The sequence below is a fragment of the Streptomyces krungchingensis genome, from assembly GCF_054729265.1.
Genome location: NZ_JBPUKY010000001.1, coordinates 1,082,252 through 1,093,545, shown reverse-complemented (window position 1 = coordinate 1,093,545; position 11,294 = coordinate 1,082,252). Strand labels below are relative to the sequence as shown.

Annotated in this window: 11 protein-coding genes; 4 read left to right on the top strand and 7 right to left on the bottom strand. The window is 74.1% G+C overall.

Annotated features, from left to right (window positions below; translation table 11 throughout):
- Window positions 1-102: 102 nt before the first annotated feature.
- The 3 genes from ACSYGO_RS05045 to ACSYGO_RS05035 form a co-directional block, all read right to left on the bottom strand.
- Window positions 103-855: an anti-sigma factor gene (locus tag ACSYGO_RS05045; protein WP_432186903.1), complete on the bottom strand. Its 753-nt coding sequence runs from the start codon at window positions 853-855 to the stop codon at window positions 103-105.
- Complete coding sequence (locus ACSYGO_RS05040) at window positions 852-1,436, bottom strand: sigma-70 family RNA polymerase sigma factor (protein WP_426679420.1); 585 nt, start codon at window positions 1,434-1,436, stop codon at window positions 852-854. The genes ACSYGO_RS05045 and ACSYGO_RS05040 overlap by 4 nt, the downstream gene beginning before the upstream one ends.
- A gap of 163 nt (window positions 1,437-1,599) precedes the next feature.
- Entirely contained in the window at window positions 1,600-2,292 is a 693-nt protein-coding gene (locus tag ACSYGO_RS05035; RefSeq protein WP_460385872.1) for a sigma-70 family RNA polymerase sigma factor, read from the bottom strand.
- Window positions 2,293-2,443: 151 nt separating this feature from the next.
- Between ACSYGO_RS05035 and ACSYGO_RS05030 the strand changes: the two genes are divergently transcribed.
- Window positions 2,444-3,487 carry a MerR family transcriptional regulator gene (locus ACSYGO_RS05030; RefSeq protein ID WP_460385871.1) on the top strand — a complete coding sequence of 348 codons (1,044 nt, stop codon included), beginning with the start codon at window positions 2,444-2,446 and terminating at the stop codon, window positions 3,485-3,487.
- A 33-nt stretch (window positions 3,488-3,520) separates the two neighbouring features.
- Here the strand turns inward: ACSYGO_RS05030 and ACSYGO_RS05025 are convergent, their stop codons facing one another.
- The 3 genes from ACSYGO_RS05025 to ACSYGO_RS05015 all read right to left on the bottom strand — a co-directional run bounded on the left by ACSYGO_RS05025 (window position 3,521) and on the right by ACSYGO_RS05015 (window position 7,428).
- Entirely contained in the window at window positions 3,521-4,279 is a 759-nt protein-coding gene (locus ACSYGO_RS05025; protein ID WP_432186900.1) for a DUF4142 domain-containing protein, read from the bottom strand.
- 167 nt (window positions 4,280-4,446) lie between these two features.
- Window positions 4,447-5,820, bottom strand: a complete 1,374-nt coding sequence (locus ACSYGO_RS05020; RefSeq protein ID WP_460385870.1) for a cryptochrome/photolyase family protein — start codon at window positions 5,818-5,820, stop codon at window positions 4,447-4,449.
- A 78-nt stretch (window positions 5,821-5,898) separates the two neighbouring features.
- On the bottom strand, window positions 5,899-7,428 hold the full coding sequence (locus ACSYGO_RS05015) for an SDR family oxidoreductase (RefSeq protein ID WP_460385869.1): 1,530 nt from the start codon (window positions 7,426-7,428) through the stop codon (window positions 5,899-5,901).
- Between the two features lie 197 nt (window positions 7,429-7,625).
- Here ACSYGO_RS05015 and ACSYGO_RS05010 point away from each other — a divergent pair, with 197 nt between their 5' ends.
- On the top strand, window positions 7,626-7,793 hold the full coding sequence (locus tag ACSYGO_RS05010; protein ID WP_179332286.1) for a hypothetical protein: 168 nt from the start codon (window positions 7,626-7,628) through the stop codon (window positions 7,791-7,793).
- A gap of 27 nt (window positions 7,794-7,820) precedes the next feature.
- Here ACSYGO_RS05010 and ACSYGO_RS05005 read toward each other — a convergent pair whose 3' ends face one another.
- The gene (locus ACSYGO_RS05005) at window positions 7,821-9,806 is read right to left on the bottom strand and encodes a hypothetical protein (protein ID WP_460385868.1); all 1,986 of its coding nucleotides are present in this window, start codon (window positions 9,804-9,806) and stop codon (window positions 7,821-7,823) included.
- Window positions 9,807-10,366: 560 nt separating this feature from the next.
- On the opposite strand from ACSYGO_RS05005, the gene ACSYGO_RS05000 reads away from it, so the two are divergent.
- Both ACSYGO_RS05000 and ssuE read left to right on the top strand, forming a co-directional pair.
- Window positions 10,367-10,450 carry a putative leader peptide gene (locus ACSYGO_RS05000; protein WP_425589386.1) on the top strand — a complete coding sequence of 28 codons (84 nt, stop codon included), beginning with the start codon at window positions 10,367-10,369 and terminating at the stop codon, window positions 10,448-10,450.
- Window positions 10,451-10,724: 274 nt separating this feature from the next.
- Window positions 10,725-11,279 (top strand): NADPH-dependent FMN reductase, encoded by a 555-nt coding sequence (gene ssuE, locus ACSYGO_RS04995; protein WP_426679413.1) that lies wholly within the window; start codon window positions 10,725-10,727, stop codon window positions 11,277-11,279.
- Window positions 11,280-11,294 lie beyond the last annotated feature (15 nt).

Here is an 11,294-nt window from a genome sequence, read left to right as displayed (position 1 = left end):
CCGGCCACACCCCGCTCGATAGGCGCCGCCCGCCGGAAGGGGGCCGACGGACGACGCGGGGAAGACCGTCCCGCCCCCGGAGGCCGGAGGGGGACGGGACGGTCAGGCGGGGAAGTCCAGCAGCGCCACCGGCGCGGAGGTCGGCTCCGTCGAACCGCCCGCCGGTTCGACGGTGACGCCCACACCGGACGCCCTGTCCACGGGGCCGCGCATCAGCACCGCCTCGTCGGTGCGCCCCGGGTCCATCAGCCCGGCCGACCGCATGCTGCCCCCGTCGTCGAACCACAGCTGATAGACCTTGCCGTCCGGCGGTGCCGCCATCCCCGAGGCGATGAACACGGCCCGGTCGAGACCCTTGGACACCACCACCGTGCCCGTCGCGCCGTCCGCCAGCCTCGCCGTCCGTGTCCGGGCGTCCGGGGCGGCCAGCACGGAAGCGAGCTCGTCGCCCTGCCGTTCCGACCGCCGCGCCCGGTCCTGTGCCTCCTCGGCGCGGTCGTGCTGCCACACCGCCACACCGCCGAACAGGGCCGCGGCGGCCAGGCAGGCGGCCGGCACCCAGCGCGACAGGCGGTGCGCACGGGCCGCGAGACGTCCGGGCCGCGCGAGCGGAACAGTGCGGGGCCCCTCCTGCCGCACGGCGGTGATCCGCCGCATGACCTCGGACTTGAGCGCGGGGGCAGGGGACACCGTGACCGCGAGGGCCAGCCGCGCGGCGGCGGCCCGCAGCTCCAGGACCTCCTGCGTGCACGCGTCGCAGTCCGCGGAATGCGCCTCGAACCGCGCCCGCTCGTCGTCGTCGAGGGCGTGCAGCGCGTACGCGCCGGTCAGAGTGTGCAGATCGGCCGTCCTCACGCCGCCACCCCCAGGCAGTCGCGCAGGCGGATGAGACCGTCGCGCAGCCGGGTCTTGACCGTGCCGAGCGGCAGCGACAGCAACTCCGCCACCTCGCGGTACGTCAGCCCGCGGTAGTAGGCCAGCGTCACCGACTGCCGCTGAAGCTCCGTCAGCGTGCGCAGACAGCGCCGCACCTGCTCGTGCTCCAGGCGTGCCTCGACCTGCTCGGTCACCTCGTCGAACTCGGGCGTGCGGTCCAGCAGGGCGGCCCGCTGCTCCCGGGCGGCCGACGCCTCGACCGAGCGGACCCGGTCCACCGCACGCTGATGGGCGAGGGTGAGGACCCAGTTCGTCACCGAGCCGCGTTCGGGACGGTACCGGGCGGCCGTCCGCCACACTTCGATCAGCACTTCCTGGGCCACCTCCTCCGACTGGGCCCCGTCCCGCACCACCCTCCGAACGATCCCCAGGACCGGGCCCGCCACGACGTCGTAGAGCGTGGCGAAGGCCTCGGTGTCGCCACGGGCGACCTCGGCCATCAGATCCGGCAGATTCGGTTCCGCAGCCGGGTTCTTCCCGATCTCCACGGCTTCCTTCACGGGGTGGTCCTCCAGGACGGGCGAGCGCGACGGTACGTACGTGATCCGGAACCGGTACGCGAACGGATTGGCCGGATCGGCGCGAAGCTGCGACGGGTTTCCCGACGGGCCGTGACAGGGGGCTCGGGCGCCGGGGACGTCCGGCCCGGCCGGGCCCGGTCGGTCAGCCGGGCGTCTCCGGCCTCAGACAGCGGCGCAGCTGGAGCAGCCCGCGCCGGCAGTGGCTCTTGACGGTGCCCAGCGGCCAGCCGGTGCGCTGGGCGATCTGCGTGTGGGTCAGGTCCTCGTAGAACGCGAGGCGCAGCACGTGCTGCTGCGGAGGGGGCAGCTTCGCCAGCTCGTCCTGCACGAGCACACGGTCCAGCACCGCCTCCGGGTGGGCCGAGGCGCCGTCGGCGTCTGCCGGCAACGAGCCGGCGGCAGCGGCGATCAGCTCGCCGCGGCGGGTGCGCGCGGCCAGCGCGTCGGCGGTCTTGCGGCGGGTGATGCCGACGAGCCAGCCGGCGACGGTGCCACGCTCGGGCCGGTAGCCCTGCCGGCCCCGCCACGCGGCCAGGAACACCTGCTGCGTGACGTCCTCGGCCTCCCGTGTGTCGCCCAGCGAGCGCCACGCGAGGGTGTGCACCAGAGCGCCCCAGCGACGGTAGGCGGCGGCGAGACCGGCCTCGTCGCCCGCCACCAGGCGCGCACCGATGGACGCGTCCGCGATCAGGTCGGTCACGACGACCGGCTCGGAGCGCGCCGGCACGGAGGCGGTGCCGTCGGCCCGCGGGCGGGGGAGCAGGACCACCTCGTGGCGCGCGTCGGACACGATCGGTGGGGCACCGCACGGCTCCGGGATCGGATCTGCGGTCATGGCCGGGGCTCCTCGGTCGTGCGGGTTCGGTCCCGGCCGCGGCCGGGCCGGCGGGTGCCGGCCGCTGCCCCCGGCACGTCCGGATCCCCATCGTGTGAAGCGCACGACCATCCCCACAACTCGCGTCGTTTCTGCGTCGTATAGTCGCCGCATGGGTGACCTGCCACCGGCGGACCGGCACGGACCGGCCGCACAACCCGCCGAACCGGGACTCACCACGGGCGCCCTGGCGCGCCGCCTCGGGGTGTCGCCCACCACCCTGCGGTCCTGGGACCGGAGGTACGGCGTGGGACCGGCGGCGCGCTCCGGCGGGCACCATCGCCGTTGGACGCCGCAGGACGTGGCGATGCTGGAGGAGATGTGCCGGCTGACCTCGGCCGGTGTTCCGCCCGCCGAGGCGGCCCGGGCCGCACTGGAGGGCGTCGACCGGTCACCGTCCGAGCGCGACCGCCCGCCGGCCGACCGCGCCGACACCGCACGGCCGCGGTCGCGGGCTCCCGGAGCCCTGCCGCTGGGGGACGCGCGCAAGGAGTGCAAGGGCCTCGCGCGCGCCGCGGTCCGGCTCGACGCACCCGCCGTGGACGACCAGTTGACCGCGCTCGTCACCCGGCACGGCCTCGTCGTGGCCTGGGAGGAGGTGATGGTGCCGACCCTGCACGCGGTCGGCCGCAAGTGGGAGTCCTCCGGGGACCGCTACGTGGAGGTCGAGCACCTGCTCTCCTGGCACATCTCCCGCGCGCTGCACCGCGCCACCGGCGAGGTCGCACCCGGAACGCCGGGCGTGGGTCCGGTGCTGCTGGCCTGCGTCCCGGGCGAACAGCACAGCCTGCCGCTGGAGGCGCTCGACGCGAGCCTCACGGAACTCGGCCTGCCCACGCGGATGTTCGGCGCGGCCGTCCCCACGGAGGCGCTCACCGCGGCCGTGCGGCGCCTCGGCCCGGTGGCGGTCGTCCTGTGGGCGCAGGCACGCTCCACGGCCGACCATCCGCTGGCCCGGCACGTCGCGAGCACCAGCTGGGGCGTCAAGGGCGCGCGGTCCCGGCCCACCGTCCTGCTGGCCGGGCCGGGCTGGGCGGGACGGCAGGTGCCGGGGACGCTCCGCCCGCAGGGACTGAGCGAGGCGCTGACCACCCTCGCGGGCCTGTACGACTCCTTCGCCGCGCCCGGCGAGAACCGGCCGGTGCCGGTGCCCTGACATGGTTCCCCGGCGTCCTGCCGCCGGCCGCGCTCACCCCACCGTCGGGGAGGGGGACGGGGAGGTGGCGGCCGGCGGGGACGCCGGGGAGGACGGGGAGCCGCCCGCGGGCGGGGTGAGCACGACGGTCGGCTCGCCCGGTTGCGGCGCCGGGGGCGTCAGGTTCTGCTGGGGCAGCTTCGCAGGGCTGGTCTCCTGGACCAGCACCTGGCCGAAGTTGACCAGTCCGGTCTTCTCCATCACCGTGATGTGGTCCAGCACGGTGTCGTTGGCCTGGTCGGCGAGTTGCCGTACCAGCGTGTTCCGGGTGGTGGCCCGGATCTTCGCGATGACCGGGAAGATCTGACCGTGTGTCACCCGCAGGATGTTGGCCAGGTCGGTGTCGAACTGCTTGCCGCTGTCGCCGCTCAGCGTCGCCACGAATCCCTGCTGCTGCGGGGACGGCTTGTTCGGCAGCGTGATGCCGAGCTGGGCGGCGACCTTGCGGCAGGTGGCGTCCAGCGCGGCGTGGCCCCTGACGAGGTGCTGACCCGCTGTCCTGACGGCCGGAACCGTGCCCTTCTGCAAGGCCAGTTGCCCCGACGGGTACTCCCACAGACCGGCCGCGCGCACCTTCACCACGAAGTCGCGGTCGGCCTCGGTCAGCGGGCCCGCCGCCGTGTTCGCGATGACACGGCTCTGGTCGCCGGCCGTCGTCTGCAGGCCGAGCACCGCTGGATAGGCGAGCGCGGCCAGGGTCATGGTCAGCGCGCCGGTCACGAAGAGGGTTCCCACGTTCCGTGCGATGCGCATGAAGCCTCCTGGCCGGTGCGGCGGCCCGGAGCCGGACACCGCGGCCGGCCGCGTCGTGGACCGGTCCGGTGCGGACGGGTCCGGTACGAGTCGTTCGGTCGCCCACCAGTACGGCTGCCTGCGGAAAGGAATCCTCTACGCCCGGTAAAGACCGCCCCCTGATCCGGTCAGAGACGGCCCCGGGCGTTCTTGAACCGGGCGAGTCCCTCGGAGAGTTCGACCACCGGGTCCGGGTAGTCGTACGCGGCCCGCTCCAGCCCTCGCAGCTTCCACGGTTCGTGCACGGAGGCGTCCGTGAGGCCCTCCAGCTCGGGCACCCAGCGGCGTACGTAGGCGCCGTCGGGGTCGTAGCGCTTGCCCTGCACCACCGGGTTGAGGACCCGGTTGGGGCGGGTGTCCGTGCCCGTCCCGGCCATCCACTGCCAGTTGAGCTGGTTGTTCGCGACGTCACCGTCGACCAGCAGCTCCAGGAAGTACCGCGCGCCGACCCGCCAGTCCACGTACAGCGTCTTGGTGAGGAAACTCGCGGTCAGCAGGCGCCCGCGATTGTGCATCCAGCCCTCGTGCCGCAGCTGGCGCATCGCCGCGTCGACCACCGGGTAGCCGGTGCGGCCCCGCTTCCACGCCTCGATGTCCTGCTCGGCGCGCGCCCCCGACCGCCAACGGTCGCGCTGTGTGCGGTAGTCCGCGTCCGAAGCCGCCGGACGGGCCGCCAGCACCTGGTGGTGGAAGTCCCGCCAGGCGACCTGGCGCACGAAGGCCGCGGCGCCGGGGCCGCCCGCCGCGCGTGCCCGGTGGACGAGCTCCACCGGCGAGAGCGTGCCGAAGTGCAGATGGGGGGAGAGCCGCGAGGTGGCGTCGCCGGCCAGGTCGTCGTGGCGGTCGTCGTACGAGCCGATGCCGCCGCGCAGCCACGCCGTCAGCCGCCGCCGGCCCTCGCCCTCGCCGCCCGCGGCCAGCCCTTCCGACACCCCGGCGACCTTCGCGCGGGCGGGCACCTCCTCGGAACCGACGCCGTCCGGCACCCGGACCACCCGGGGCGCGGCCAGCGCCTCCCGCAGATGCTGCTGCGACCAGTGACGGTAGTACGGCGTGAAGACGGCGAAGTGGTCGGAGGCGGCCGGGGTGACATCGCCGGGAGCCACCGCGGTGATCACCGTGTCGTGGACGTGCAGACGGCACCCCTCCGCCTCCAGGGCGGCGCGCAGCCGCTCCTCCCTCCGCTGGGCGTACGCACTGACTCCGGCGGCCATGTGCACCTCGTCGGCGTCCGCCTCGGCGACCACCGCGCACACCTGCTCGACGACGTCGCCCGACCGCACCACCAGACGGCCGCCGCGCTCGCGCAGCCCCGTGTCGAGGTCGGCCAGGCAGTCGGCGAGGAACGCCGCACGGTTGGGGGCGGTGAACCCGGACGCGGCGATGCCCTGGTCGCGCACGAACAGCGGCACCACGGCGGTCGAGCCGTCGAGGGCCGCCCGCAGCGGCGGGTGGTCGTGCAGCCGCAGGTCCGAGGTCAACAGGACGATGGAGAGGGTCATGGCGTGGCTCCGGGTGGGGGCTGCGAGGGTTTTGGCGTTCACCTGCTTCCGTTCGGGCGCCGTCCTCGGATGCGGCGGTCAACGTGACATCGCGGTGTGTCCCCTGCGCGAGGGAGTCTCCTTGGCCGCGGTCCTGGCGATGTTGCGGGCCATGCCGCCGAACACGACGGTGTGGAACGGCGACACGCTCCACCAGTACAACTGGCCGAGCAGACCGTGCGGGTGGAACAAGGCACGCTGCCGGTACCGGGTGCGCCCGTCGTCGGTCACCTCCGCGTACATCTCCAGCCAGGCCAGGCCGGGCAGCCTCATCTCGGCGCGCAGCCGCAGCAGACGGCCCGGCACGATCTCCTCGACGCGCCAGAAGTCCAGCGAGTCGCCGACCCGCAGTCGCGTGGCGTCCCGCCGCCCGCGCCGCAGACCCACACCGCCGACCAGCCGGTCCATCCAGCCGCGCACCGCCCAGGCGAGCGGGAAGGAGTACCAGCCGTTGTCGCCGCCGATCCCCTCGATGACCTTCCACAGCGCTTCGGGCGGTGCGTCCACGATCAGTTCGCGTTCGTCGGTGAAGAGGCTGCCGCCGGCCCAGTCGGGGTCGGTGGGCAGCGGGTCGCTGGGCGCACCGGGGTAGGCGGCCGACGACCACCGGGTGGTGACCTGCGCGTCCTGCACGCGTTGCAGGGCCAGTGCCACCGCCTCGTCGAAGCCGATCGGCCGGCCCGGCGGATCGGGCACGTAGCGGGTGATGTCGTGCTCGTGGCACACGACCTCGTGCCGCAGCGACTCGGTGAGCGGACGGGCGATGGACGCGGGCACGGGGGTGACGAGCCCCACCCAGTGACTGGAGAGTCCGGGGGTGAGCACCGGCACGGCGAGGATGATCCTGCGGGGGAGTCCGGCGACGGCCGCGTACCGCCGCATCATGTCCCGGTACGTCAGGACGTCCGGGCCGCCGATGTCGAAGGCACGGTTGACGTCCGAGGGCATCCGGGCGCTGCCGACGAGGGTGCGCAGCACGTCCCGTACGCCCATCGGCTGGATGCGGGTGTGCACCCAGCTCGGCGTGACCATGATGGGCAGCCGTTCCGTGAGGTAGCGCAGCATCTCGAAGGAGGCCGAGCCGGAGCCGATGATCACCGCGGCGCGCAGCACCGTGGTCGGCACCCCCGATTCCAGCAGGATGCGGCCGACCTCGGCCCGGGACCTGAGGTGCGGGGAGAGCTCCTCCTCCGGCACCCCCGCGGGTGTGAGGCCGCCGAGGTAGACCAGGCGGCGCACTCCCGCCGCACGCGCCTGCTCGGCGAAGATCAGGGCCGCCTTGCGGTCGGTTTCCTCGAAGTCGCGGCTCGAACCGATGGCGTGCACGAGGTAGTACGCGACGTCGATGCCGCGCATCGCCTCGGCGACGGAGCCGACGTTCGTGACGTCGCCGCGCATGACGTCCACGTCGCCCGCCCAGGGGTGGTCGCGCAGCTTGTCGGGAGAGCGGGCCAGACAGCGCACATGGTGCCCCTCGGTCAGCAGCTCGGGCACCAGTCGTCCGCCGATGTAGCCGGTGGCGCCCGTCACCAGGCAGTTCAGCCCGGTGCGGGCGTCGTCGTCGCTCATGGGGTCCCTCCGTCACTCCGGCTCGCCGCCCCCCTTCCGCAGTCTGTACTGATCCCTTCCACGCGAGCGGCACCGGCGGATGCGAACGGCGGATCTTCGCACGATCGATGGGACATGTCCGCGGAAAACGCGGGCAAGCGGAGGTCACGGGACTCGTCGGCCCGAGTCCGAGGCCACAGGTGGAGGTGTCTGCCGGTATGGGTACGAAGGTGCTGGAGCGATTTCCTGCCGGAGCCCCGCGCGGATCCTGGACCGCGGAGGAGTACGCGGCCCGGCGCCGCACCGAGGGCGTTCCCGCGACCGTGGTCATGGACCTGAAGACGGACGCGTTCCTCGTGGTCGTCCCTGCCGGGGACGAGGACTGACCTCGCCCGTGCGGGCGCGGCGTGGGCTCAGCGGCCCGCCCCGTCGCCGACCGGCTTCAGCGATGCGCCGGTGTCCAGACGTGCCGTCACCCGGGTCCGGGCCTCCCGTGCGGCGCGGACCGCGAGCGTCGGGCCGCTCGCCCGGGCGGTCACAGCCCCTCCGACGTCGATCCGGGTGACCGCGCGGCTGCCGGCCGCGAGGAGATACCAGTGGCCGGTGCGCGCACGCCAGCGAGTGTCGGCCACCACGTGCCGGCCGAACCGGCTGCACGCGGCCGTCCCGCGGGCCCGGCCGACCGGCTCCGCCGGAGCGGCGGGCGAGTCGGCGGGCGTGCGCAGGAACAGCCCCACGTCGCCGGGCCCGCGCCAGGTGGTGGCCCGGGTGCACGACCACACCGCGTGCCCGCCGCCCTCCGGCAGGTCCTGCTCGGCGAAGTCCCAGGTGTTGACCGCCCGTACGCCGCTCCCGCGCAGGTCCTCGAGCCCGCAGGCGAGGTGTGCCCAGGCGAGCAGGGCGGTCGCGCCGGTCGCCTCCCTGGGCTGCCGTGCTGGCGGGCTGCCGTGCCCGGGCAGCGGGGTGTACGTGAGGTGCACGGGCGACAGCTCGCCCAGGTCGGTCAGCAGGAAGGCGTGCTTCTCCGCGATACGGGCGGACGAACGCAGTTGCACGACGGGACGGTGGTCGCAGGCCGCGCCGCCCGTCGGGGCGGGGACCGGCCCGGTGATCCCGTCCCGGGCCACGTCGAGCGGGCGCGCGGGCGAGTCGGGGTCGAGCAGATCACGCGTCCCCGCTTCGGCGACCCACGGGGCGAGCAGATACCGGACGCCCTTCTTGCCGCGTGCGACGAGCACGGCGGCGGCGGTCGTCACGTCCGCGTCGTCGGCGCGCGCCAGGACGAGCGTGCCGTCCCCGGGTGCCTCGAGCGGCTCGCTGTAGCGCACCACGCGCCCGCCGTCGTGCAGCAGGACCACCGCGGTGCCGTCGACGTCCCCCGCGTAGAGCAGTTGAGGTGTCCGCGGGGGCGGGTCCGTCGGGGTGCCGTCCGTCGTGTCGTACCGGCCGCGCGAGGGGCGGGTCCACGCGGACAGCGCCCGGGTCAGGAGGTCGGCGTCGTGGGTGCGGTCGCCGCGCGCGGGCCAGGCGGTGAAGTCGATCCGCGCCGTACGGCTCCAGGCGTCCGCGGGCGTGCGGACCAGGTCGGCGGGGCGGGGAAGTCCCGCGGGCACGTCGTCGCGGGGCCCTGACGGACGGGATGTGGTCCAGGAGAACGCGAGGAGCACGGCCGTGATGACGACGGCCGTCAGCGCGGCCCACAGCAGGTGCACGCGACGCCTGCGGCGCAGCAGGTCGGTCGGGCGCGTCTGCACCGAGCAGGCGTCGAACTCCCGTGACGCGAGCAGGGTGCGCGCCGCCGTCCCCACGGTCTCCTGGAGCCGGGTCGCCGACCGCAGGGCGCTCGCGGGGTCGGCGACACCGGCGGTGCGCAGCAGAGCCTCGATCGACGCGTCGGGCAGCCCGTCCACCTCGCGCAGCACGAAGGCGGTGCGTGCCGCGGCCGTGGTACCGGCGAGTGCCTGCCCCAGGGCGATCTCGTCGGCGCCGCCCGCGCGGGGAAACAGCCGCAGCCCCCACACCACGGGCAGCGCGGGCAGCAGGGTGCGCGGCGGGGGCAGCCGGCGCGGCCAGCCGCGGGGCGGCCGGGCGTGCGCCAGGGCGGAGCGCACGACGCGCGAGCGCAGCCGGTCCTTCTCGGCGACGGCCGGCTGTGCCTTCCCCGTCTTCCTCCCCCGCGGCGCCGGAACCCGGGGCGCGGACCTCCCGCGGGAACCCGGCAGCGACCGCTGTACCAGGGAATGGGCGAGCAGTACACGCCGATGCCTGCTCAGGGAGGGAGGCAGTGTGAGGTACGCCAGGCGTACGAGTCCGCCGTACTCCTCGACGAGGGCGCTCTCGGCCCGTTCCAGTCCGGCCCGGGTGTGCAGGACGGTCCGCGGGAGTGGGGGGATGGGCATGGAGCAAATGCCTTCCGAAGGAGCTGCCGTGATGGCACGTCGATCCTTCAAACGAGTGACTCTTCGGATGGTCACAGGGGTTGTGGCGCCCGCCGGCCGACGGGTCACCGCGGGGGCGTCACGCTGCCCCGAGCTCCTGGGACCTGCGGACGAACGTGTCGTGCGGGTCGCCCGCGGCGTGCGGCACGGAGCCGGTCCGGCGGCGCCGGAGCACCAGCCGCACCCGGGGCGCTCGCGCTCCGGCAGGTCCACCCCTGGCTCGCGCTCCGGATTTTGCACGGCCTCGCTCAACGTGGGCTGCGCGAGGCGGAGTTCATCAGCGGCCCGGCCCGGCCCGGCCCGGCCCGGCTCAGCGCAGCTCAGCGAACCGAACCGGGCCGAGGCGGGTGACCGGCCCGACGTTTTCCGGCTGCTCCATTCCCGCGACGACGGAATGCGACCGCCACGCGCAGAGTTTCAGGGGTTTCCCTGTCGCGCTCTCGTGAATTCAGCGGTCCGGGATGCGAGATCGGCCGATGATTCCTTGACGGTTCGGACCGGGGGCTGCGACGATCGACGGCATGCAGATGCGACTGGACCTCACGCGGCGACGCCATGTCGATCTCGCGCGTGTCTCCAGCTCCTCCTGTTGCCGCGAAGCCTGACGGCCCCACGGCAGGGTTTCCTTCGCACAGGCCCGGTCCGCCCCGGTGAATTCCTCCCGGCGCACCCCTGTGATCCCCGGAACCGCCGTTTCTTTTCGACTCCGCGCATTTCCCTCGGAATTGCCGCGCCCGTAATGCGTCATGCCTTCGTTCCGGCACCGGGAGTTCTCCGCTCCCGTCACGGAATCCGTCACCGGCGCCGCCGAACCCGTCCGACAAGAGGCTCGCTGTCGACCTCTGCCTCCTCGGCCTCTCCGCTCACGAAAGAGGACCCATGTCCCTCGTCCTGTCCGTCTCCGGCAGCCCCTCCGCCTCGTCCCGCACGGCCGGACTGCTGCGCCACCTGGACGCACGGCTCGCCGCACAGGGCCACCAGGTGATCCCGCTCGACGTCCGCACGATCCCCGCCGAGGCCCTGCTCGGCGCCGACTTCGGCCATCCCGCCGTCGTCGAGGCGACCGAGCTCTTCGCGCGGGCCGACGGCGTCGTGATCGGCACCCCCGTCTACAAGGCCGCCTACTCGGGCGTCCTCAAGGCACTGCTCGATCTGCTCCCGCAGTACGCCCTCACCGGCAAGACCGTGCTCCCGCTCGTCACCGGGGGCAGCACCGCGCACGTCCTCGCCCTCGACTACGCGCTGCGCCCGGTGCTGAATTCCATGGGGGCGGCACACATCGTCCAGGGCTGGTTCACCCTCGACAAGGACATCACCAGGGGTGAGGACGGCAGCGTCACCGTGGCACCGGCCACGGCCGAGGCCCTCGCCCACGTGGTGGACCAGTTCTCGGCCGCCCTGACGGGCGGGCCCGTCCTGGCCGCGGCGAGCTGAACGATGACCGCGAAA